The sequence below is a fragment of the Mesorhizobium sp. CAU 1732 genome (genome assembly GCF_039888675.1).
In the GTDB taxonomy this organism is placed as follows: domain Bacteria; phylum Pseudomonadota; class Alphaproteobacteria; order Rhizobiales; family Rhizobiaceae; genus Aerobium.
On record NZ_JBDQQR010000002.1, the window covers coordinates 180,911 to 200,398 of the forward strand.

The following is a 19,488-nucleotide window of genomic DNA, read 5'->3' on the forward strand; positions in this document are numbered from 1 at the left end:
CGTCAGCCGTCATGGTGTCTGGTGTCGATGTCGCTCAGGTAGGACACGACGGTCAGATGCGAGGTCGCCGCCGTGAGCACACCGATGGCCGCCACGACCAGCGCAACGCCCAGATAGCCTGCGGCGCCGATGGCGAAATTGCCGAAGAGCGCAGTCGCCTGATCGGCCTGCGGGGTCGCCATGTTGCGCGAGGACCACCACGAAAATCCGATGAAGACGATGACCGCAGCGACACCACCGGCCGCCGCGCCCTTCATGCCGGTCAGAAGAAAATGCTGGCGGAATTCGGCCGCAATGAAGCGCGCCTCCGCCCCGACGAAGTGCAGGACCTCGATGATGTGGCCATTGCCGGCCATCGCGCCGCGCGTCGCGAAGACGACGGACAGCACGGTCGCCGCCAGCATCAACATGAGAACCGACACGCCGATCGTCACCGTCGTCCGCGCCATGGCGATAAGCCGGTCGACCCAGGTCCGATGATCGTCGAGCGACGCCTGCGGCACTTCTGCGGCAAGTGCCGCGCGCACCGCTGCGAAGTCTGGCGGGCCGGCCGGATCGATGGTCACGATGACGAGACGGGGGACGGGCAGTTCGTCGATGTCGAGGCCGGCACCGAGCCAGGGCTCCAGCAGGCGCACGGTTGCCGCGCGGTCGACGATCGCGGCTGAACGGACGCCGGCAAAGCCGGACGCTACGCGCTGCGCGGACGCCAGTGCCGCATCCATGTCCAGTCCGTCGGCCGGCTTGATCTGGATCGTCGCCTCACGCGCGATCTGCGACTGCCATGTCGCGGCCGTGTCGCGCACCAACGTCACCGCGCCGAGCGTCAGGCACGACAGGAACGTCATGATCGCGATCACCAGAATGAGCGCGCTGCCCGCGACATTGTAGGGTGGCACGATCGGCGCCATCTTGCGCGGCACGCGCTCCACGCTGCGCGCCACGGCCTCGTGTTCGGCATCCTCTTCGATGGGCAGCGCCTCAGTCATAGATGTCGAGCCTCCCGCCGGACAGGATCATGCGGCGCGCATCCACCTGCTCCATCAGCCCGAGATCGTGCGTTGCGATGACGACGGCTGTGCCGAGGCGATTGAGTTCGAGAAACAGCCGCAGAAGACGGCGCGCCAGGGGCGGATCGACATTGCCGGTGGGCTCGTCCGCCAGAAGGATTTCAGGCTGCTCGATCAAAGCGCGCGCGATCGCCGCACGCTGCTTTTCGCCGCCCGACAGGACGGGCGGCAAAACATGCATGCGCTCGCCGAGGCCGACCCATTTCAGGAGTTCAATCACGTCGTTGCGATAGGAGGCTTCCTCCCGGCCGCGAACGCGCAGCGGCAACGCGACGTTTTCGTAGGTGGTCATGTGCTCGAGCAGGCGGAAATCCTGAAACACGACGCCGATGCGCCGGCGCATCAGCGGCAGTTCCTTACGCGTGATTCGCGACCGGTCCTTGCCGAAGACGGTAATCAGCCCCCGCGTCGGCTTCAGCGAGAGAAAGAGAAGGCGCAGAAGCGTCGTCTTGCCCGCGCCCGATGGACCGCTCAGGAACTGAAACGACCGCTCGGGCAGGTGAAATGAGATATCGCGCAGGATTTCCGGACCCATGCCGTAACGGAGGCCGACATTTTCGAAGCGGATCACTGGAATTCCTTGCGTCTAGGGCGTGTGCCGGCGGCGGCATAGCGGACCATCTGGCGACCTGACCTTCCATCCGCATGGTTAATGCCGGGTTAATTTCCGTGCTGCGGCCCCGGATCGGCAGCGAAGCGTTAACCAATTGACGGTACCCGGATAGGAGCAGCGCCAAAGGACGGCCGGCCGCATGAGAGATCACGACAAGGCACGCCCGGTTTCCGGCGAAATCATGACCGATCCGCAGGCTCGGCGCGACAATGCGCAGCCGACGGACTTTTCCGAGGCGGAATACGAAACGCTCGACCCGAGATCCGCTTTGCAGCCGGCCCAGCAGTCGACCGCAACTCCGCCGGCTGTCGGGATGGACACACTGCGATTCGCAGCGGCGGCGGAAATCGACGACGGCCGCCAGGGCGGCCCCTTGTTCTGGGGGTTCAGCCTGACGCTGGTCGCACTCGCATTCTGGGTGTCCGGCGGACATGCCTTGATGCGACAGGCCGTGATCGGCGTCCCGTCCCAGATGGCGCAGCCGCTCAGAATTGCCGAGGTGAAGAGCCGCATCGAACTCCAGGGCGGACGCGAAATCCTGTTCGTCGAAGGACAGGCGCAGAATCACAGTGATCAGGAATTGCCCCTGCCGCCGATCGAAATCTCCGTGATCGCGACGGATGGCGAGACGACACGCTATTTTCTGGGGACAAGAGGCACCGAGCTCAAGCCCGGAGGCCGCTACGCCTTTTCCAGCCGCCTGGAGCCTCCTACCAACGGGGTCAAGACCGTTGCGGTCAATTTCCAGGAGGACATCCGCTGATGCCAGTCGTTCGCGGCAAGGATATCGAGGTTCTGTTCAGCGCATCCGCGATTGCCCGCCGCAATCTCGAGTTGGCGAAGGATATCGCCGGACGTGAATATGACGATCTTCTCGTCATCTCGATTCTCAAAGGCTCGTTCATCTTTGCAGCCGACCTGATCCGGGCAATGCACGACACCGGCCTGTCGCCGGAAGTCGAGTTCATCTTCATCTCGAGCTATGGCGCCGGCACGACGAGCGGCGAGGTCAGGGTGCTGCGCGACATCGACAACGAAGTCGCCGGGCGCGACGTCCTCCTGATCGACGACATCCTCGAATCCGGCAAGACGCTGAAATACACCCGCGAACTCATGCTCTCGCGCGGAGCCAAGAGCGTCTCGATCGCCGTGCTGCTCGACAAGCATTCGAAGCGCCAGACCGATCTCACGGCCGACTTCGTCGGCTTCGACTGCCCCGACTATTTCGTCGTCGGCTACGGGATGGACGTGGCGCACGCGTTCCGCGAACTGCCCTTCGTCGGCATCGTCAAGGGAGACGCTTGAGGCATGGCGCGCATCCTGATCGTCGAGGATGACGACTCGGTGCGGACCTTTACGGCTCGCGCCATCGCTGCCGCCGGGCACGAGGTGGAGACGGCCGAAGACGGCGATCTCGGCCTGTCGAGCATCCGCGAAGCGAACGGCCAGTACGACCTGGTCCTGTCCGATATCCGCATGCCGGCCATGGACGGCATCGAAATGGCAAAGCGCGCCGCAAGCGAATTCCCCGGCATCCGCATCCTTCTCATGACGGGCTATGCGGAACAACGCGAGCGTGCGGCGGACTTGGCCGACATCATCGTCGATGTGGTCCCAAAGCCATTTTCGCTGGTCGAGATCCGCAACAAGGTTCAGCAGGCGCTGGCGTAACTACTCCACCAGCCTGAATTCCAGATAGAGCGACCGCTGCAGGAAAGACTGGTTGTCGTCGGACATCAGGCTGATCATCGTCGCGCCATCGGCGCGTTTCCAGACGTCCATCGCTTCCATGTTGTCGATCTGATAGGCCAAATCGGCTTCCAGCACCACGTCGCCATCGATCAGCGCACCGCTGACAATGTTCGCGCCGTCGAAGCGACGAATGCGTATTCCCACGCCCCGCGTGACCGACAGGCGTCGCTCCAGCAACAGCAGATCGCCATTGGGCAGAAATGCTCCGTCCGTTACGTCGAAATCCTCGCTGCGAACGACTTTGAAAATCCCTTTCTGCGGGCCATCGAGGATCGCGGCGAAAATGTTGCCGCTGCCGTCCACGCTGCGTTCGGCGACGACGACCGTCGCGCCCGCAAGCGGACTGTCATCGGGAGCGCGCGCGATGGTTTCCAGACCCTGATTGTAGCGAAGTTCGGCCGGCGGAATGATGAAATCGAGGCTGTCGATCGGCCCTTTCATGTCCTTCGGATCGATCCTGAACTGCTCGACCCGCGCCAGACGCTCGAACGCGACCGTCGCAATGCCGTCGTGAACGCTAAGACCCTCCGCGTCCTTGCCTTCCTTGTCATAGATGATCCGGCCGCCCTCACCTGCGATCGGGTGTATGCGCACGCGCTCGACGCCGATGGGAACCATGGCAGCGTCGCGCGCGATCGTACCGAAGACGAAATAGCCGTGGTCCGCCACGCCCAGAAATTCTTCGCCCGGCGTCAGGAAGCGCAGACCGGACACCTGGCCGAACTCCCGGTCCGAGGACCGCATCGTCAAGCCGCCGACGAACTCCAGCGCGCCGAAGACCGTGTCGCTCGAACCAAGCCGGAAATTCGGTATCGGACTGGACTGGACATCGACGTCACGAATGGCAGCGTTCTGGGCAAGAACCGGCAAGGGCGCGATCAAGAGGGCGGTGGCAAGAGCTAATCCCTGAAAGCCTGCATTCCTTCGCGCCCCCCTTTGTCCTGCCGGACGCCCTGGCCCGAGACCCGCGGCCCGGGCCAGGGCGTCCGGCAGGACAAAGGGGGGCAACATAGGGCACAGAGTTCTGCGTATTGCCAAACAGGCCCGGAGTAGGACGCTGAAAAGCGACCTCACCGCCTGCCCGCGCTGCGCCGCATCTCGCGCTGGCTCTCTTCACCGAAGAGCGCGGCGAGTTGCTCGGTCATCGCGCCGGCCAGTTCCTCGGCATCGACGATGGTGACGGCGCGGCGATAGTAGCGGGTCACGTCGTGGCCGATGCCGATCGCCAGCAGTTCCACCGGCGAACGCGTCTCGATGAGTTCGATGACCGCCCGGAGATGCCGTTCGAGATAGTTGCCCGGATTGACCGACAGCGTGGAATCGTCGACCGGAGCGCCATCCGAAATCATCATCAGGATCTTACGCTGCTCGGGGCGCGCGATGAGCCGGTTGTGGGCCCAGAGAAGCGCCTCGCCGTCGATGTTTTCCTTGAGCAGGCCCTCGCGCATCATCAGACCGAGGTTGCGGCGCGAACGCCGCCAGGGGGCGTCGGCGGATTTGTAGATGATGTGGCGCAGATCGTTGAGGCGTCCGGGATTGGCCGGCTTGCCCTCCTTGAGCCACTTCTCGCGCGCCTGCCCGCCCTTCCACGCCCGCGTCGTGAAGCCGAGAATCTCGACCGACACGCCGCAGCGCTCGAGCGTCCGCGCGAGAATGTCCGCGCAGGTGGCGGCAACCGTGATCGGGCGCCCGCGCATCGATCCGGAATTGTCGATCACCAGCGTCACGACCGTATCGCGGAACTTGGTGTCGCGCTCCATCTTGAACGACAGCGGCTGCATGGGGTCGATGACGACGCGCACGAGGCGCGCGGGGTCCAGCGTGCCCTCTTCGAGGTCGAAATCCCACGACCTGTTCTGCTGCGCCATCAGGCGGCGCTGAAGGCGGTTCGCGAGACGCCCCACCACGCCCTGCAGGTTCGACAATTGCTTGTCGAGGAACGCGCGCAGACGCTCCAGTTCCTCTTCGTCGCACAACTCTTCCGCGCCGACGGTCTCGTCGAACGTGGTCGTGAAGACCTTGTAGTCGATTTCCTTGGGAAGGTTTGCGAACGGATTGTCCTGCCGCTTCGCCTCGCCAGGAGTCTCGGCGTCGAGATCGTCGTCGTCGGAGAGTTCGTCGGCGCTCGCATCGGAGCTCTCCGTCTCACCAGTCTCCTGATCCTCGCTGGCAGCGTCGGAATCCTCCGACTGCGAATCCTCGGAACCGGAATCGTCCTCGCCACCCTCTTCCGACTGTTCCTCGCCCTGCGGCTGGTTCTCGTCGTCGTCCTCGGATTCCTGCTCCTGCTGGTCTTCGCCGAGTTCCTCGGCCATTTCCATCGACGCGAGCATATCGCGCACGACACGCGCGAAGGCCTGTTGATCGTCAAGCTTTTCGGACAGGCCCGCGATGTCGCCGCCCGCCTTCTCCTCGATCCACTTGCGCCAGAGATCGACGACGCGCGCGCCGGATTTCGGTGCCGGACGGCCGGTCAGTTTCTCGCGCACCATCAGCGCGACGGCTTCCTCGATCGGCGCGTCGGCCTGGTCGGCGACGTCGGCAAGATTGGCCTTGGTGTATTTGTCCTCGAGCATCGAGCCGATATTATCGGCGACGCCTGCCATCATGCGCGAGCCGATCGCCTCGACGCGAGCCTGTTCGACGGCATCGAAGATCGCGCGCGCCTGCTTGCCCTCCGGCGCGAGGCGCGTGTGGATGCGGGCGTCATGGCATGCTCGGCGCAAGGCCATGGAATCGCCGAGACCACGCGTGACGGCGATGTCGGCGGCACTGGCTTTCTTGGGCAGATCGGGCAGCCGCGCACGCGCACCGGCAAGCGCCGGCTTCTCCTTGGCGAAGGCGACCTCGAGCTCGTTGTCGCCGGCCATGGCGCGCATGCACACGGACACCGCCCGCTTGAAGGCGTCGGTGTCGCCGCCCTTGCCGGACTTATTGCGCGTGTTGTCGCCCGGGCCGGCCAACGTCTACCCCAGCACCACGTTGGCGGCGCTCTCCGGCAGTTCTTCGCCGAATGCGCGCTGGTAGAATTCGGCAACGACCGAGCGCTCCAGTTCGTCGCACTTGTTGAGGAAGGTCAGGCGGAAGGCGAAGCCGACATCGTTGAAGATTTCGGCGTTCTCGGCCCACATGATGACCGTGCGCGGGCTCATGACCGTCGACAGGTCACCATTGATGAAGGCCGAGCGCGTCATGTCGGCGACGCGGACCATCTTGTTGACCGTGTCGCGACCCTTTTCGGTGCGGAAATGCTTGGCCTTGGCCAGCACGATCTCGACTTCCTTGTCGTGCGGAAGGTAGTTGAGCGTGGTCACGATGGACCAGCGGTCCATCTGCGCCTGGTTGATCTGCTGGGTGCCGTGATAGAGGCCCGTCGTATCGCCGAGGCCGACCGTGTTGGCTGTCGAAAACAGGCGGAACGCCGGATGCGGACGGATGACGCGGCTCTGGTCGAGCAGCGTCAGGCGGCCCGACGATTCCAGCACGCGCTGGATGACGAACATCACGTCCGGGCGGCCGGCGTCGTACTCGTCGAAGACCAGCGCGACATTGTGCTGATAGGCCCAAGGCAGGATGCCGTCGCGGAATTCCGTGACTTGCATGCCTTCCTTGACCACGATCGCGTCCTTGCCGACGAGATCGATACGGCTGACATGGCTGTCGAGATTGATACGGACGCAGGGCCAGTTGAGCCGCGCAGCGACCTGCTCGATATGGGTCGACTTGCCGGTGCCGTGGTAGCCCGACACCATGACGCGGCGGTTGTAGGCGAAGCCGGACAGGATCGCCAACGTCGTCTGGCGATCGAACAGGTAATCCGGATCGATATCGGGAACGTTCTCGTTGGAACTCGAATAGGCCGGCACGACCATCGAGGAGTCGAAACCGAAGGTTTCCTTCACCGGAACCGTCGTGTCGGGAAGGTTGGCTATGTCGCGATCGACCTTGTTCATGATGTCTCCACACGCGGAACCGTTCGTTCCGCCGGCATATTCTCAAAATTCGGAGGCGTATCTAGCAGACGCAGCGACTAACACAAACCCGCTTGTTTCAACACGCGGTAGGCCTGCAGCACGTCGCGGAAGCGGTCTTCCGAACCTCTGTCGCCGCCATTCGCATCCGGATGGTGGCGCTTCACGAGTTCCTTATAGCGCGCCTTGATGTCCGCGCCAGTCGCCTTTGCATCAAGACCAAGCGTTTCCATCGCCTTGGCCTCAAGCGACTTCAGCTTGCGCTCGCGCGGGCGATTGGGATCGCGCGTCGCGCCACCGAAGACGCTGTGCGGATCACGCATGCGGTTATAGTAGCCCGCATTGCCCGAACGCTTTTGCGCGAAGTCAGGGTTCGAGGTCGCCTGGGCACCCGTTCCCATCTTCCAGGTCGGCCGGTGCCCGGTCATCGCTTCCTTCTGGAAACGCGCGACATCCGTATCGGGCACGCCGGAGAAGTAGTTGAAACCCTTGTTGTACTCGCGCACGTGATCGAAGCAGAATCGGAAATATTCGCCCTCGCGCATACGACCGACGGGCGCCCTGTGGGTGCCCGGCTCGTGGCAGCCATCCCACTGGCAGACCGGCGCGCGCGACTGCGCCTCCGCCTTCTTGTCCGGGCGGACCTTTATCTTGTCGAAATATTTCGAATACGCTGTCATCCGAACTCGGAGTAGGATTTTGTGGATCGTATCGCGGCAACCCACCAATTATGGGTGCTTCGCCGTGCGATACAAGAATTGACATTTGCAGGATGATCGCTCACCCCGCATGAATCATGCGAGGTGCTTCGGCGCTCGCCCCATATGGTGAAGGGAAGTGTCCTTGTCCATCCAGTCGACGATCGAAAACAAACTCTCCAAGGCATTCGCCCCGGAACGGGTGTCCGTCATTAACGAGAGCCATCTCCATGCCGGCCATCACCACAGCGGCTCGGACCACCACGATGCGTTCGACGGTACCGGAGAAACGCATTTTCGTGTCCGCATCGTGGCAGAGGCGTTTTCAGGCATGAGCCGCATCGACCGCCACCGTGCCGTGAACGAACTTCTGGCGCCGGAACTCGAGGCCGGTGTTCATGCCCTCGCGATCGAGCCGGCCGCGCCGGGTGAGAAGACCCGGTGGTGATACCTGCTACCAGATCGTGGTGACGTGCGGGTAGCGCCTGATCCTTTCGTCCGCGGTGACTAGCGGGACCATGGTCACACTTGTTCCGCGGGCCTGATCCGTATCCGCGTGATGCGGTTCTTGTCGCGCTTCATCACGATGAAGCGCTTGCCGTGGAACGTGAAGGCCTGCCTCTCCTTTGGGATCGACTGCGTCTCGTGGATGACGAGGCCCGCGATCGTCGTCGCCTCCTCGTCGGGGAGGTTCCAGTCGAGTGCGCGGTTCAGATCGCGGATCGGCACGGAACCGTCGACCACGACCGAGCCATCGGCCTCCTGCTTGACGCCCTGAACATCCAAATCGTGTTCGTCGGCGATCTCGCCGACGATCTCCTCGATGATGTCTTCGAGGGTAACGAGGCCTTCCACTTCGCCATATTCGTCGACGACGATGGCGAAGTGCGATTTTCGCCGCAGGAATGCGTTGAGTTGGTCCTGAAGCGTGGTCGTATCGGGCACGAACCACGGTTTGGAGGCCACTTTCGTGATGTCGATGCGCGAGAAATCGTTGCCGACGTCGTTGAGTGCCCGAAGCAGGTCTTTGGCATGCACCACGCCGACGATGTTCTCGGTGCTGCCCTTCCAGATCGGCATGCGCGTGTGCGGGCTCTGCAGGATTTCGCGGACGAGCGTTTCAGGCGGCTCATCCGCGCTGACCGACCGCATGTTCATGCGGTGGATCATGATGTCGGAGACTTCGAGTTCGTGCAGATCGAGCAGGCCGCCCATGCGGTCGCGATCCTGCTTGATGAATGACCCTTCCCTGTGAAGAACGGCAACGGTCCCTCTCAGTTCCTCGTGTGCCGACAGCATGCCGTCATTTATGGAAAGGCTTACGCCGAAGATGGATAGCATGTTGCGCACGATCCAGTTCACGGCACTCGAAAGCGAGCCGAACAGGAACACGGTGAGCCGCGCAAATGGTGAGACGAACAGAGCGAACTGTTCTGGCTTGGCGAGCGCCCAGGACTTCGGAAGGATTTCCGAGAAAATCACCAGCGTCACAGTCATGCCGATCGTGGCATAAACGACGCCGCTTTGCCCGAAAAGTGAAAGCAGCACGCTCGTTGCGAGCGAAGATGCGAGGATATTAACCAGGTTGTTGCCGATCAGCAGGGCGCCGACGAGCCTGTCCTTTCTCTCGATCAGTCGCTCGACGACGGCGGCTCTTCGGTCGCCTTGCGCTGCCAACGAGTGAAGACGGGCCCGCGACACGGCCGTCATTCCCGTCTCGGTTCCCGAGAACAGGAACGAAAGGCAGACGCAAAACACTATTATGCCGATAGTGATCCAGATTTCCGGCGTCATCGGTCGAGAATCTCCCTCAGAAAGGCAAGCACCTCAGAAGCCGGCACATCGTTGGCAACGAACGACCTCCCCACGCCGCGCGTGAGGATAAAGGTGAGCGCTCCACGCGAGACCTTCTTGTCCTGCGCGATGTAGTCGAGCAGGCGCTCGGCATCCGGCAGGTCGCCAGCGATGTCGGCAATCGCCACCGGCAGCCCGACCTTGGCCAGATGCGCTTCGACACGGTGCGCGTCGTCCATGCTGCACAGGTTCATGCGGCTGGAAAAGCGGTGCGCCAGCGCCATGCCGATCGCGACGCCCTCGCCGTGAACCAGCCTGGCGCTGTCGTAACCGGTCGCCGCCTCCAGCGCATGGCCGAACGTGTGACCCAAATTGAGAAGCGCGCGATCGCCGGTCTCGAACTCGTCGCGGGCGACGACCTCTGCCTTCGCGCGACAGGATTCGGCGATGGCTTGAATGCGCGCGGCACCGCCGGCAAAGACCTCCTGCCAGTTCGCTTCGAGCCAGGAAAAGAAGTCCGGCCGGTCGATCAGGCCGTACTTCGCGACCTCGGCGTAGCCGGCACGAAACTCCCGTTCCGGCAAGGTGTCGAGTACGTCGGTGTCGGCGAGCACGAGGGAAGGCTGCTGAAAAACGCCGACGAGATTCTTTCCGCGCGCGGTGTTGATACCAGTCTTCCCGCCCACGGAGGAATCCACCTGCGCCAGAAGCGATGTCGGCATCTGCACGAATTTCATTCCGCGCCGCACGATGCCGGCCGCGAAGCCCGCAAGATCGCCCACCACCCCGCCACCCAGCGCGATGACGACGTCGCCCCGCTCCAGCCGTGCTTCCAACACGCCATCAACGACGCTCTCCAGCGAGGCGAAGCTTTTGCTTTTCTCGCCCGGCGTGATCGCGATCGTGGTCGATGCGATCCCCGCGGAGGCCAGCGCGTCGGACAAGGCCTGCGCGTGATGACGTGCGACATGCTCGTCGGTCACGATCGCGGCGCGTACTCCCGGCAGCCGCGCGGCGAGCTCTGTTCCAGCGCGCGCCATGAGCCCGCGTCCGATCAGGATATCGTAGGACCGCGAACCGAGTTCAACACGGACGGTCTCGTCCACTGTGTCTGTAGAGATCATTCTGGCCTCGTATGGGCAGCGGATGTGATGCGTTCGAGATGGTCGCCGAGTGCCTGCAACGCTTCGTCGGCGATGATTTCGCGCTTGGTGTCGCGGGTTTCCACCGTAACGTCGGCCAAGGCATAGACGGGATAGCGATCCTGCATCAGTTGCTGCATGACACCACGCGGATCGGCGTTTTTGAGAAGCGGCCTGTTCTGCTTCTTGGCCACGCGTTCCATGAGAACGTCGAGATCGGCCTTGAGCCACATGGATATGCCGTATGAGCCGATCGCTTCCCGCGTCTGCGCATTCATGAACGCGCCACCGCCGGTCGAGACAACCCGTGGTCCTTCCCGCAGCAAACGTTCGATGACCCTCTGCTCCAGAGCCCGGAACTCGGGCTCGCCGTAGCGCTCGAACAGTTCCGGCACGCTCATGCGCGACACGGTCTCGATCTCATGATCGCTGTCGACGAAGGGAAGGCCCAGTGTCTGCGCCACCTTCCGCCCTATCGCGGTCTTGCCGGCGCCCATCAGGCCGACGAACACCACGACCCGCTTTTCCAGCATGGTGAGAACCGACGCCGATGAGCGGCGTGTCTGTGATACGGTCGTCATGATGGCCGGCTCCAGGCTTCAGCCAACGGAAAGCACTTCACATCCGCGTGTGCGATGCGCTGCAGAGTCCCGTTGGTGAAGGCAGAAGCGGTGCCCATCATATCTCCGTCCCTTTCGGGGCGGTAACGACATGAAAACCACTATCGCGTCAAGCATTGCCGCCGGGTTGCGTCACCATCCTTGAAATGGCCATGCAGGCGTCCCATAACGAGACGGGCTTGGAATGGATGGAGTTGCGGGAAAGACATGCCGACACTGTTCAGGTTTTTGACCACGCTGGCCATACTGGCAGGCTTGATCTATGGCGGCATGTACGCACTGGTATTTTATGTAGAGCCCAACAGGGGTGAGATGACGGTTCGAATCCCGCCCGAACGTCTAAATCCGGGCAACTGAATACACGAGCCGGCCTATCGAACCAGTGCCATCGCTGCTGCGACGATGACGGCGAGCGCGAGAACACCGAGCGATATCCACCAGAACCGTCTGGACTGTGCGGCCGACCGCCGGAAGCGCGGATCAGCAGCGCGATGATCCATCGCCATGCGAGCCGCATTCTGTACCGCGTGCATCTGCGAAATCATCACGTCTCTCCACCCAGATATCAACGTATGCGCAGGAACGTATTCCCCTACCTCATGTTCCCAAAAAAATCTTCATGTTTGATGGAACCACATGGTCAATCCTTCGTTTAGGTGCATGTGGCCTGTTGTTTACAGCCCCTCCAAATCGCCCCCCCCCGACATGGATGGTGAGGCCACACACTGACGATACCCCCCAATCGTCTCACTTCAGAGAAAGCTGGTCCACCGACCAGCTTTCTTTTTGTCTTGCGTCGGCGAAGGGTTGCGTTGGATAGCGGATTTATGCGCCACAGACCTGAAGCTGCGAGCAATCCGCTCACTCGATCTCGAAATTTCCGGCCGGAACCTCCAGGCGATAGTCGAGCCTGTCGCCGTCAAGGGTGAATCCTGCCTTGCCTTCGAGCGACAACGGAACCACACGTTCCAGCGCAACGCTGCCGAACTGCTTGTGATCTTCAAGCCTGGAGGCATTCGTCCGTTCGCTCCAGGTCAGCACCAGAGTGCTTTCGCCATCCTCCCCCGCCTGAAGGATGCTCACCAGCGTGGCGACACCATGCGGTCGGGCAAGTGCCCCGTAGCTCATGGAATTGACGACGAGTTCGTGGAGGGCAAGGCCGATGTGCAACGCTGCGTTGGGATTGAGGTAGACGTCGATACCTTCGAAATGCACCCCGTCGTCCGCCTCGCCGCGAAAACGTGCAATCTGCCCTTCGACCAATGCGCTCAGCATGGCGCCGCGCCAGTTCGATGACGTCACCAAATCCTGGGACGAAGCGAGCGACTGGAGCCGGCCGCGGAAGCGATCGAGAAACACGTCGATCCGTGACGAATGACGCCCGGTCTGGGTCGCGATACTCTGAATGATCGCCAGCAAATTCTTGGAACGATGGCTGACTTCACGCAGGAGCGTGCGCAGCGTCTGTTCGCGATGCTTCCGCTCGGTGATCTCGACGACCGTGGTGACGATGCCGTTTACAGTGCCGTCGTCGCCGTGGTCGGCATCGATCCACATGTCGAACCAGCGTCCGCCATCCGGCGTGTTGTCCCGGAACTCAAGCGTATCGGGCGTGCCCGTGGCAAGCACGGCACGCTTGCGGTCCATGATCCGGTCTGCCGACGCCAGGGGTAGAAACTGGCTGTCGATCTTGCCTGTAATGTCACCGCCGGCCCAGCCGTCCGGGATGTTTTGACCCCATTGAACCTGAAGATCGGGAGACTGGTAGAACACGATGATTCCCGCATTGCGCAACGCATGCAGGAGCCCTCTCCCCAAATCGACACTCTGCTTTGGGGATCGCATGTTGACGCCGTCGTTGCCTCTGCTCGCTATGCTTCCAGCTCCTGTGAGACGCCGCGAACACCTTGCGCGAACATGATGTCCGGGCGTTCGTCGTTGTCTGTTGATGGATATGGTCGAGGCAAAAGATGATCCATAAATGCAACGCCGCCGAACGATACAAGACAAGGTCCTGCACCATCCGGCGGGTGACGGAGCGCGAGCTGAGGGGACTGCACGCTTCGCCGCTCGTGGGCGCTGCCTGTGTTGTGGCGCACCGAACTCTCCTCAGCCGCTCAACCCACCCGACGCATGAGGCCAGCGATCAACGAGATGACCAGGAATGCGAGGAAGATGAAGAAAAGGATCTGCGCCAGGCCGGCTGACGCACCGGCGATGCCGCCGAATCCCAACGCGCCGGCGATGATCGCGACAACGAGGAAAACAAGCGCCCAGTACAGCATGGGTATCTCCTTGGAAATGATGCTGGAAAACGTCCATTGACAGTTTTTGTTCCGGAAACCCACCGTCGGGTGGCAAGTTTCTTGAGCAAAGAGAAGGCCGCTCAACGGCGGCCTTGCTCGATCGAATCATTCGCGCATTTGGATCAGGCCGCAGCCTTCGCCTGACGATCGAAAAAGAGTGCCTGGCTGATCAGGGCCTTGACCATATCGGGGTTAAACGGCTTGGTCACGAGGAAAGCCGGCTCCGGACGTTCACCCGTCAAAAGACGCTCCGGAAATGCTGTGATGAAAATGACCGGGACCGGCGCCGAGGCCAGAATCTCGTTCACGGCATCGATGCCGGACGACCCATCGGCAAGCTGGATGTCGGCAAGGACCATCTTTGGCTTGGTGCTGGAAAACAGCGCGACGGCTTCCTTGTGGGTGCGCGCGGTGCCCACGACGCGGTGCCCGAGGCCTTCGACCATCTGCTCGATGTCCATGGCGATCAGCGGCTCATCCTCGATGATGAGAACGTCGGTAGCAACCTGACGCGAAATCTCGTCGCTGGCTTCCGAGAGAAGCGTGGAGAATTTCGAGACATCGACGCCGAGAACTTCTGCCGCCTCGGATTCGGAGAACCCCTCGACCGCCACAAGCAGGAACGACTGGCGCGGAAGCGGTGCAAGCGCGGACAGGTTTGCCGCCGCGCGGCTTTCCCACGAAGGGCTGCTGTCGATATCAGGCACGCGAATGCTCACCGATGTGAAGAGCTTGGTGAAAACGCGGTAGAGAGCGATCCGATCGCTGGAGAGCTTCGGAAAAACGCTCACGTCTGCAATGATCGCCTCGAGCGTTGCAGCGACCAAAGCGTCGCCACTCGCCTGTGAGCCGGTTACAGCGCGGGAAAAGCGCCTCAAAAATGGCAGATGCGGCGCGATCCGTGCGGACAAACTCATAATGTGGCGTCTCCCTCAGGCAGGTACTGTAGCAGAAATGATGCATACTTCGGGCTTAGAACGCGTCGATACCAAAAAAGTTCCAAGAATGTGGAACGTTTTCCCGACAGCCACGTTTGAATTTCCGACTGATCGTTCCGGTCCGCCGATCTGCGCTATTCGTGCGTTTCGCGTCGAGATTGGAGCAGCCGAAACCGGGCGGCGAATTTTGGGGTGAAGAGACACAATATGAAGCCAAATATCCAAGCAGCTTCCGACGGGCATCTCAAGCCGGGACGAAGCGGTGAACCGCTCGGGTCGAATTCCGAGATCGGGCGCAAACTCAAGCAATATTATGACGAGATCGTTTCGGAAGATGTTCCCGACAGGTTCGCGGACCTGCTGAAGCAGCTCGAGAAGCGGGAAGAGTCCGACGCGTCTCGCGAAGGAGCATGACGATGGCGGATGGTTCGTCTTTCAAGAACGACCTGCTAAGCGCCATCCCGAGCTTGCGCGCCTTCGCGATGTCGCTGGCACAGAATGCCGACAAGGCAGACGATCTGGTCCAGGAAACACTGGTGAAGGCCTGGGACAAGCAGGCGTCGTTTCAGCCAGGCACGAATCTGAAGGCCTGGGTGTTCACGATCCTGCGCAACGAGTTCTATTCGCAGATGCGCAAGCGCGGACGCGAAGTGCAGGACAGCGATGGCGTCATCACGGCCCGTCTTGCGGTTCACCCGAGCCAGCAGGGATCCATGGACCTCGACGATTTCCGGGCAGCTCTCGAAACGTTGCCAGGCGATCAGCGCGAAGCGATCATCCTCATCGGTGCGTCGGGCTTTTCCTATGAGGAAGCCGCCGAGATTTGCGGATGTGCGGTCGGTACGATCAAGAGCCGGGTCAGCCGGGCGCGCGGCAGGCTTCAGGAAATCCTCAACGTGGCGGGTGAAGCCGACTACGGACCCGACGCGATCTCCTCTCAGGTCATGGGATCAAACGCCGCCTGACTTTTCGCGTTCTGGCGCGAAATCGCCCTGCCAAGGGCTTCGATCAGGATTTTTCCCGCATAGGGCTTGCTGATGACCTCGACGCCGGCGACGGCGTCGAACATCCCCTCATTGTGCGCATACCCTGTGGCGAACACGAACGGAATGTCTCGCTCGATCAAGCCGCTAGCGAAGTCGAGCGTGGAATGGCCGCCCAGCATGACATCGACGATTGCTGCGTGGAACCGCTTGCCGTCAAGCGGGTCGGGCCCGAGTTCCTGCACATTGCGGGCAATGACGACTTCGACCGCACCGTGGTCGTAACACAATTGCTCGACATCCATGGCAATCAGGTACTCGTCTTCCATGACGAGCACACGCATGCCGTCCAATCGAATGTCGCGCAATGAGATGCCTCCGAAAAACACGGTAAGTGCACCTGATGAGCATGAGTTGTCATTTAAAAAAGACGCACACGCAACTGTGGCGCAGATGCTACATTCATCGCATCGCCGGCGCCGAGCTGTGCTTGGTCTGATATAGAGGTTTGGGGCGTCATGGCTGATATTCCGGTACAATCCGAGCGCAAATATTCGTGCGAGAAATGCCCGTTGATGCGCCGAAAACTGTTCCGGGACTTCAACACGAAGGAGTTGTCGTTCGTTTCGCGCTTCAAGCGCGGCGAACTGAGCGTCGACAAGGGCGCCACAATTCTCTCGGAGGGAACACGCAACCCGCATCTTTATACGGTGCTCGTCGGATGGGGATTTCGGTACAAACTCCTGCCGGACGGGCGCCGGCAGATCGTCAACTTCGTCATGCCGGGCGATCTTGTCGGTCTCCAAGGCAGCCTGATGGGCGAAATGCAGCACTCGATCGAGGCGCTTTCGCCCATGACCTTGTGCGTGTTCGAGCGCGGGGAGTTGATGTCGCTCTACCACGAGCATCCCGAACTCGCTTATGACGTCACCTGGATTGCCTCGCGCGAGGAAAGCATGCTCGACGAGAACCTGTTGAGCGTCGGGCGCCGCACCGCCATCGAGCGCCTTGCCTATCTCGTCGCGTTCCTGGTGAGCCGGGCCAGCGCCGTGGGCCTCATCAACGGCGACACGCTCGAGCTTCCCATCACGCAGCAGCATGTGGCCGATACGCTCGGGCTATCGCTGGTTCACACCAACAAGACGGTGCGCAAGCTGATCGACCGCAAGATGCTGCGTTGGCGCGATCGGGGCTGCGAGGTACTGGATATCGATGGCCTGACGACGCTGGCTCGCTGGGAAGGACCCGGCGAGACGATCCGCCCGTTCATCTGACGGCCTTACGGCTGACCGTTCTGCGCCGTGCCAAAGCCGGGCACGATGTTGCGTGCGATCGCAAACACGACCAGCACGGCCGGTATTGCGATGAATCCGCCCACCGGCCCCCAGATCCAGATCCAGAATGCCAGGGCGAGGACGACGAGGAACGGGTTGAGCGTGAGTGTTCGCCCCACGACGAGCGGTGTGACGAACTGCGCCTCGATCAGGTTCAGCGACATGTAGATCACCAGCGGCATCATGCTTCCGGTGAGCGTCTCGAAGCTTCCCAGCCCGACGATGAACAGAATAGCCGCCATGACGGCCGGGCCGATATAGACCACGAAGTTCAGAAGGCCCGCGAGCGCGCCCCACAGCCAGGGCGACGGAACGCCGGCGACCCACATCGCCAGTCCGACCGCGAGGCCCAGACCTATATTGATGAAGGTGATCGAGAGGAGATATTGCGACACGAGCGACTCCACATCGATGAAGATGTGCGCCGTGCGCCAGCGCAAGCGCCGGCTCATGCACAGCCGCAGCACCGCGATGCGGATGTCATCGCGCGTGGCGATGAAGAAGTAGAGACTGGCGAGGAACAGCAGGATCTGTGCGAACATCGCCGGCGCGAACGTCACCACGCTTTCAACCGCCGAGCCGTCCTCGACAGACACCGTGACACCCGATCCGCCGGTGATGGTGCGAATCTGTTCCTGCAAGCCGCGTATCGCATTCAGCGGTTCGCTGAACTGGGCAAGCTGGACCTGCAACTGCTCCCATATCGAGGGAAGCTGCCCGGCCCAGAAGGTAAGCGGGCCGACCAGTGCTGCGGTCAGTGCACTGAGGACGGCGAGGAACAGAAGCGTCACAAGTCCCGCCGAGACCCACGTCCCGATGCCCCGCTTTTCGATACGCCGAGCGATCGGCCCCAGCATCAGCCCCACCACGACTGCAAGCGAGACGGGCGCGAGCAGGAACCTGCCGGCATGAAGCGCGAAAATGAACGTCACCGCGCCGATCAGCACGATGGAAATCTGCGCGCTCCGCGAGAGACCGATCTCGAAATTCGACCGCGGCGGCAGCCGGACGATCGGGGGTTTTTTGAGCTCGAAAGGCTTCATGAAATAAGGTTTTCCGGATTACAATGTCCCTCAACGTCCCGCCGCGCAGCACGGTTCCCCTCGCGAACCGGCAATGGGGAACCTCGCAGGAGACCGCGCGTTGTGAGGCGGCAACACCCAAGGAGTTTGAAATGGCGACATCAGCAGCAGGTAAGGCGGTAAAGAGCGGCGCGGCCCGGAGCCCGGAAGATCTGGAAGCGGAGATCGACCGTTTGCGCGATGATGTGGCCAAGCTGACCGAGCAGCTCACCCGTACGGGCGAGCATTCTGTTTCTGCTGCGAAGCGTGCGGCCAGCGAAGGCGCGGAGCAGTTGCGCGTGCGCGGCGAAGCCGCTGTCGGCGTCATCAAGCAGAATGCCGACGACCTTGAGCAGCAGCTCACCGAGACGGTGCGCGAGAAGCCGATCACGTCGCTTGCGATAGCGGCAGGTGTCGGCTTCTTCCTGGCGCTCCTTTCGCGTCGTTAGAACGTGCCTATGCTTGCCACACTGCTGGCGTCCGTCGTGTCCGGCGAAGCGACGGAAGCGGTATCGCGCCTTCGCCGCTCGCTGCTGATCTACGCAGCGGCCGCGCTGTTCCTGTTTTGTGGCGCGGGCTTCTTGCTGGGCGCGGGTTTTGTCACCGCCGCTAACGAGCTTGGCACGGTTAACGCCGCGCTGTGGTTCGCCGGCGGCTTCATCGGGCTGGCAATCGTTCTCCTGATCGTCCACCGCATCACGGCGCGGATGAAGGCGAAACGCGTGGCCCGCCGTCGCGGAACCGAAGTGAAGGCCGTTGCAAGCGCAACGGCCATCGCGCTGATACCGACGCTTCTGGCCGGGCGCGGCCGCGCGGTCGTGTTGATTGCGCCTGCGATCGCCGCCCTCGCCTACGCCGTCTACCGCGAAAACTCGCGCGCTCCGCGCACTCGCGACGGCGACTGAAGCATCCGCTTCGCACACGTTTGGAACCTTGACCTCCCCGGCACATTGCCGGGGAGAGGACCTCATATATTTGGAGACACCGATGACGAAAATCGTTGACAAGGACAAGGCCCGTCAGGGGCGTTCTGGAACGCATCTCCTGACGATCCTGATCTGCGCGCTTCTACTTGCTATCGTCGTCTGGTGGGGCGTCGGCATGTTCGGCGAATCCATCGCACCCGAAGATCCGGTCGGTGGCGCGCCGACGGACCAGCCCGCGGAGCAGGCCACGCCTCCCGCCGCGCCGGCTCAGTAAGCGTAA

The 19,488-nt window shown here is 62.0% G+C and carries 26 protein-coding genes; 11 read left to right on the top strand and 15 right to left on the bottom strand.

Annotated features, from left to right (window positions below; genetic code table 11):
• Positions 1 to 2: 2 nt before the first annotated feature.
• The gene (locus AAFN55_RS18520; protein WP_347800449.1) at positions 3 to 989 is read right to left on the bottom strand and encodes an ABC transporter permease; all 987 of its coding nucleotides are present in this window, start codon (positions 987 to 989) and stop codon (positions 3 to 5) included.
• Positions 982 to 1,641 carry a cell division ATP-binding protein FtsE gene (gene ftsE, locus AAFN55_RS18525; protein WP_347800450.1) on the bottom strand — a complete coding sequence of 220 codons (660 nt, stop codon included), beginning with the start codon at positions 1,639 to 1,641 and terminating at the stop codon, positions 982 to 984. Before ftsE ends, AAFN55_RS18520 begins: the two co-directional genes overlap by 8 nt.
• Positions 1,642 to 1,822: 181 nt before the next feature.
• On the opposite strand from ftsE, the gene AAFN55_RS18530 reads away from it, so the two are divergent.
• Genes AAFN55_RS18530 through AAFN55_RS18540 form a run of 3 tightly spaced genes read left to right on the top strand, consistent with a single transcriptional unit; the run spans position 1,823 to position 3,354 of the window.
• On the top strand, positions 1,823 to 2,446 hold the full coding sequence (locus AAFN55_RS18530) for a hypothetical protein (protein WP_347800451.1): 624 nt from the start codon (positions 1,823 to 1,825) through the stop codon (positions 2,444 to 2,446).
• Positions 2,446 to 2,988 (top strand): hypoxanthine phosphoribosyltransferase, encoded by a 543-nt coding sequence (hpt, locus tag AAFN55_RS18535; RefSeq protein ID WP_347800452.1) that lies wholly within the window; start codon positions 2,446 to 2,448, stop codon positions 2,986 to 2,988. The genes AAFN55_RS18530 and hpt overlap by 1 nt, the downstream gene beginning before the upstream one ends.
• Before the next feature lie 3 nt (positions 2,989 to 2,991).
• Positions 2,992 to 3,354 (top strand): response regulator, encoded by a 363-nt coding sequence (locus AAFN55_RS18540; protein WP_347800453.1) that lies wholly within the window; start codon positions 2,992 to 2,994, stop codon positions 3,352 to 3,354.
• Here AAFN55_RS18540 and AAFN55_RS18545 read toward each other — a convergent pair whose 3' ends face one another.
• The 4 genes from AAFN55_RS18545 to AAFN55_RS18560 form a co-directional block, all read right to left on the bottom strand.
• The gene (locus tag AAFN55_RS18545; RefSeq protein ID WP_347800454.1) at positions 3,355 to 4,305 is read right to left on the bottom strand and encodes an esterase-like activity of phytase family protein; all 951 of its coding nucleotides are present in this window, start codon (positions 4,303 to 4,305) and stop codon (positions 3,355 to 3,357) included. It abuts the gene before it with no gap.
• Positions 4,306 to 4,505: 200 nt separating this feature from the next.
• Positions 4,506 to 6,398: a cobaltochelatase subunit CobT gene (cobT, locus tag AAFN55_RS18550; RefSeq protein WP_347800455.1), complete on the bottom strand. Its 1,893-nt coding sequence runs from the start codon at positions 6,396 to 6,398 to the stop codon at positions 4,506 to 4,508.
• A gap of 3 nt (positions 6,399 to 6,401) precedes the next feature.
• Positions 6,402 to 7,388: a cobaltochelatase subunit CobS gene (gene cobS / locus AAFN55_RS18555; RefSeq protein ID WP_347800456.1), complete on the bottom strand. Its 987-nt coding sequence runs from the start codon at positions 7,386 to 7,388 to the stop codon at positions 6,402 to 6,404.
• 77 nt (positions 7,389 to 7,465) lie between these two features.
• Complete coding sequence (locus tag AAFN55_RS18560; RefSeq protein WP_347800457.1) at positions 7,466 to 8,086, bottom strand: J domain-containing protein; 621 nt, start codon at positions 8,084 to 8,086, stop codon at positions 7,466 to 7,468.
• A 163-nt stretch (positions 8,087 to 8,249) separates the two neighbouring features.
• On the opposite strand from AAFN55_RS18560, the gene AAFN55_RS18565 reads away from it, so the two are divergent.
• Entirely contained in the window at positions 8,250 to 8,552 is a 303-nt protein-coding gene (locus AAFN55_RS18565) for a BolA family protein (RefSeq protein WP_347800458.1), read from the top strand.
• A gap of 74 nt (positions 8,553 to 8,626) precedes the next feature.
• Here AAFN55_RS18565 and AAFN55_RS18570 read toward each other — a convergent pair whose 3' ends face one another.
• The 3 genes from AAFN55_RS18570 to AAFN55_RS18580 are packed head-to-tail and all read right to left on the bottom strand — an operon-like array spanning position 8,627 to position 11,621.
• Positions 8,627 to 9,898: an HlyC/CorC family transporter gene (locus tag AAFN55_RS18570; protein WP_347800459.1), complete on the bottom strand. Its 1,272-nt coding sequence runs from the start codon at positions 9,896 to 9,898 to the stop codon at positions 8,627 to 8,629.
• Positions 9,895 to 11,022, bottom strand: a complete 1,128-nt coding sequence (gene aroB / locus AAFN55_RS18575; protein ID WP_347800460.1) for a 3-dehydroquinate synthase — start codon at positions 11,020 to 11,022, stop codon at positions 9,895 to 9,897. The genes AAFN55_RS18570 and aroB overlap by 4 nt, the downstream gene beginning before the upstream one ends.
• On the bottom strand, positions 11,019 to 11,621 hold the full coding sequence (locus AAFN55_RS18580) for a shikimate kinase (RefSeq protein ID WP_347800461.1): 603 nt from the start codon (positions 11,619 to 11,621) through the stop codon (positions 11,019 to 11,021). Before AAFN55_RS18580 ends, aroB begins: the two co-directional genes overlap by 4 nt.
• Positions 11,622 to 11,867: 246 nt before the next feature.
• Here AAFN55_RS18580 and AAFN55_RS18585 point away from each other — a divergent pair, with 246 nt between their 5' ends.
• A complete protein-coding gene (locus AAFN55_RS18585; RefSeq protein WP_347800462.1) occupies positions 11,868 to 12,017 on the top strand; it encodes a histidine kinase in 150 nt (49 codons plus the stop codon).
• 14 nt (positions 12,018 to 12,031) lie between these two features.
• Here AAFN55_RS18585 and AAFN55_RS18590 read toward each other — a convergent pair whose 3' ends face one another.
• The 4 genes from AAFN55_RS18590 to AAFN55_RS18605 all read right to left on the bottom strand — a co-directional run bounded on the left by AAFN55_RS18590 (position 12,032) and on the right by AAFN55_RS18605 (position 14,883).
• Positions 12,032 to 12,205 (bottom strand): hypothetical protein, encoded by a 174-nt coding sequence (locus AAFN55_RS18590; protein ID WP_347800463.1) that lies wholly within the window; start codon positions 12,203 to 12,205, stop codon positions 12,032 to 12,034.
• 316 nt (positions 12,206 to 12,521) lie between these two features.
• Positions 12,522 to 13,505 carry an HWE histidine kinase domain-containing protein gene (locus tag AAFN55_RS18595; protein ID WP_347800464.1) on the bottom strand — a complete coding sequence of 328 codons (984 nt, stop codon included), beginning with the start codon at positions 13,503 to 13,505 and terminating at the stop codon, positions 12,522 to 12,524.
• Between the two features lie 272 nt (positions 13,506 to 13,777).
• Positions 13,778 to 13,945 (bottom strand): DUF1328 domain-containing protein, encoded by a 168-nt coding sequence (locus tag AAFN55_RS18600; protein WP_347801044.1) that lies wholly within the window; start codon positions 13,943 to 13,945, stop codon positions 13,778 to 13,780.
• Between the two features lie 143 nt (positions 13,946 to 14,088).
• Positions 14,089 to 14,883, bottom strand: coding sequence for a response regulator (locus tag AAFN55_RS18605; protein WP_347800465.1), 795 nt, complete (start codon positions 14,881 to 14,883; stop codon positions 14,089 to 14,091).
• Positions 14,884 to 15,111: 228 nt separating this feature from the next.
• Here AAFN55_RS18605 and AAFN55_RS18610 point away from each other — a divergent pair, with 228 nt between their 5' ends.
• The gene (locus AAFN55_RS18610) at positions 15,112 to 15,318 is read left to right on the top strand and encodes a NepR family anti-sigma factor (RefSeq protein WP_347800466.1); all 207 of its coding nucleotides are present in this window, start codon (positions 15,112 to 15,114) and stop codon (positions 15,316 to 15,318) included.
• 2 nt (positions 15,319 to 15,320) lie between these two features.
• The gene (locus tag AAFN55_RS18615; RefSeq protein WP_347800467.1) at positions 15,321 to 15,869 is read left to right on the top strand and encodes a sigma-70 family RNA polymerase sigma factor; all 549 of its coding nucleotides are present in this window, start codon (positions 15,321 to 15,323) and stop codon (positions 15,867 to 15,869) included.
• On the opposite strand, the gene AAFN55_RS18620 is transcribed toward AAFN55_RS18615, so the two are convergent.
• Entirely contained in the window at positions 15,842 to 16,255 is a 414-nt protein-coding gene (locus AAFN55_RS18620) for a response regulator (RefSeq protein WP_347800468.1), read from the bottom strand. The two genes, AAFN55_RS18615 and AAFN55_RS18620, sit on opposite strands and share 28 nt — an antisense overlap.
• Before the next feature lie 150 nt (positions 16,256 to 16,405).
• On the opposite strand from AAFN55_RS18620, the gene AAFN55_RS18625 reads away from it, so the two are divergent.
• Positions 16,406 to 17,161 (top strand): Crp/Fnr family transcriptional regulator, encoded by a 756-nt coding sequence (locus tag AAFN55_RS18625; RefSeq protein WP_347800469.1) that lies wholly within the window; start codon positions 16,406 to 16,408, stop codon positions 17,159 to 17,161.
• 5 nt (positions 17,162 to 17,166) lie between these two features.
• On the opposite strand, the gene AAFN55_RS18630 is transcribed toward AAFN55_RS18625, so the two are convergent.
• The gene (locus AAFN55_RS18630) at positions 17,167 to 18,264 is read right to left on the bottom strand and encodes an AI-2E family transporter (RefSeq protein ID WP_347800470.1); all 1,098 of its coding nucleotides are present in this window, start codon (positions 18,262 to 18,264) and stop codon (positions 17,167 to 17,169) included.
• 23 nt (positions 18,265 to 18,287) lie between these two features.
• On the opposite strand from AAFN55_RS18630, the gene AAFN55_RS18635 reads away from it, so the two are divergent.
• From AAFN55_RS18635 to AAFN55_RS18645, 3 genes are all read left to right on the top strand, one after another.
• Positions 18,288 to 18,731, top strand: a complete 444-nt coding sequence (locus AAFN55_RS18635; RefSeq protein WP_347800471.1) for a hypothetical protein — start codon at positions 18,288 to 18,290, stop codon at positions 18,729 to 18,731.
• Positions 18,732 to 18,740: 9 nt separating this feature from the next.
• Positions 18,741 to 19,187: a hypothetical protein gene (locus AAFN55_RS18640; RefSeq protein WP_347800472.1), complete on the top strand. Its 447-nt coding sequence runs from the start codon at positions 18,741 to 18,743 to the stop codon at positions 19,185 to 19,187.
• 82 nt (positions 19,188 to 19,269) lie between these two features.
• Positions 19,270 to 19,482: a hypothetical protein gene (locus AAFN55_RS18645; protein WP_347800473.1), complete on the top strand. Its 213-nt coding sequence runs from the start codon at positions 19,270 to 19,272 to the stop codon at positions 19,480 to 19,482.
• Positions 19,483 to 19,488: the final 6 nt, after the last annotated feature.

What these genes read in the sequence shown, in the direction of transcription:
- AAFN55_RS18520 (WP_347800449.1), bottom strand. Translation starts at nt 989, where the DNA reads ATGACTGAGGCGCTGCCCATCGAAGAGGATGCCGAACACGAGGCCGTG.
- AAFN55_RS18530 (WP_347800451.1), top strand. Translation starts at nt 1,823, where the DNA reads ATGAGAGATCACGACAAGGCACGCCCGGTTTCCGGCGAAATCATGACC.
- hpt (WP_347800452.1), top strand. Translation starts at nt 2,446, where the DNA reads ATGCCAGTCGTTCGCGGCAAGGATATCGAGGTTCTGTTCAGCGCATCC.
- AAFN55_RS18540 (WP_347800453.1), top strand. Translation starts at nt 2,992, where the DNA reads ATGGCGCGCATCCTGATCGTCGAGGATGACGACTCGGTGCGGACCTTT.
- cobS (WP_347800456.1), bottom strand. Translation starts at nt 7,388, where the DNA reads ATGAACAAGGTCGATCGCGACATAGCCAACCTTCCCGACACGACGGTT.
- AAFN55_RS18560 (WP_347800457.1), bottom strand. Translation starts at nt 8,086, where the DNA reads ATGACAGCGTATTCGAAATATTTCGACAAGATAAAGGTCCGCCCGGAC.
- AAFN55_RS18570 (WP_347800459.1), bottom strand. Translation starts at nt 9,898, where the DNA reads ATGACGCCGGAAATCTGGATCACTATCGGCATAATAGTGTTTTGCGTC.
- aroB (WP_347800460.1), bottom strand. Translation starts at nt 11,022, where the DNA reads ATGATCTCTACAGACACAGTGGACGAGACCGTCCGTGTTGAACTCGGT.
- AAFN55_RS18580 (WP_347800461.1), bottom strand. Translation starts at nt 11,621, where the DNA reads ATGACGACCGTATCACAGACACGCCGCTCATCGGCGTCGGTTCTCACC.
- AAFN55_RS18585 (WP_347800462.1), top strand. Translation starts at nt 11,868, where the DNA reads ATGCCGACACTGTTCAGGTTTTTGACCACGCTGGCCATACTGGCAGGC.
- AAFN55_RS18590 (WP_347800463.1), bottom strand. Translation starts at nt 12,205, where the DNA reads ATGATTTCGCAGATGCACGCGGTACAGAATGCGGCTCGCATGGCGATG.
- AAFN55_RS18595 (WP_347800464.1), bottom strand. Translation starts at nt 13,505, where the DNA reads ATGCGATCCCCAAAGCAGAGTGTCGATTTGGGGAGAGGGCTCCTGCAT.
- AAFN55_RS18600 (WP_347801044.1), bottom strand. Translation starts at nt 13,945, where the DNA reads ATGCTGTACTGGGCGCTTGTTTTCCTCGTTGTCGCGATCATCGCCGGC.
- AAFN55_RS18605 (WP_347800465.1), bottom strand. Translation starts at nt 14,883, where the DNA reads ATGAGTTTGTCCGCACGGATCGCGCCGCATCTGCCATTTTTGAGGCGC.
- AAFN55_RS18610 (WP_347800466.1), top strand. Translation starts at nt 15,112, where the DNA reads ATGAAGCCAAATATCCAAGCAGCTTCCGACGGGCATCTCAAGCCGGGA.
- AAFN55_RS18615 (WP_347800467.1), top strand. Translation starts at nt 15,321, where the DNA reads ATGGCGGATGGTTCGTCTTTCAAGAACGACCTGCTAAGCGCCATCCCG.
- AAFN55_RS18625 (WP_347800469.1), top strand. Translation starts at nt 16,406, where the DNA reads ATGGCTGATATTCCGGTACAATCCGAGCGCAAATATTCGTGCGAGAAA.
- AAFN55_RS18630 (WP_347800470.1), bottom strand. Translation starts at nt 18,264, where the DNA reads ATGAAGCCTTTCGAGCTCAAAAAACCCCCGATCGTCCGGCTGCCGCCG.
- AAFN55_RS18635 (WP_347800471.1), top strand. Translation starts at nt 18,288, where the DNA reads ATGTCCCTCAACGTCCCGCCGCGCAGCACGGTTCCCCTCGCGAACCGG.
- AAFN55_RS18640 (WP_347800472.1), top strand. Translation starts at nt 18,741, where the DNA reads ATGCTTGCCACACTGCTGGCGTCCGTCGTGTCCGGCGAAGCGACGGAA.
- AAFN55_RS18645 (WP_347800473.1), top strand. Translation starts at nt 19,270, where the DNA reads ATGACGAAAATCGTTGACAAGGACAAGGCCCGTCAGGGGCGTTCTGGA.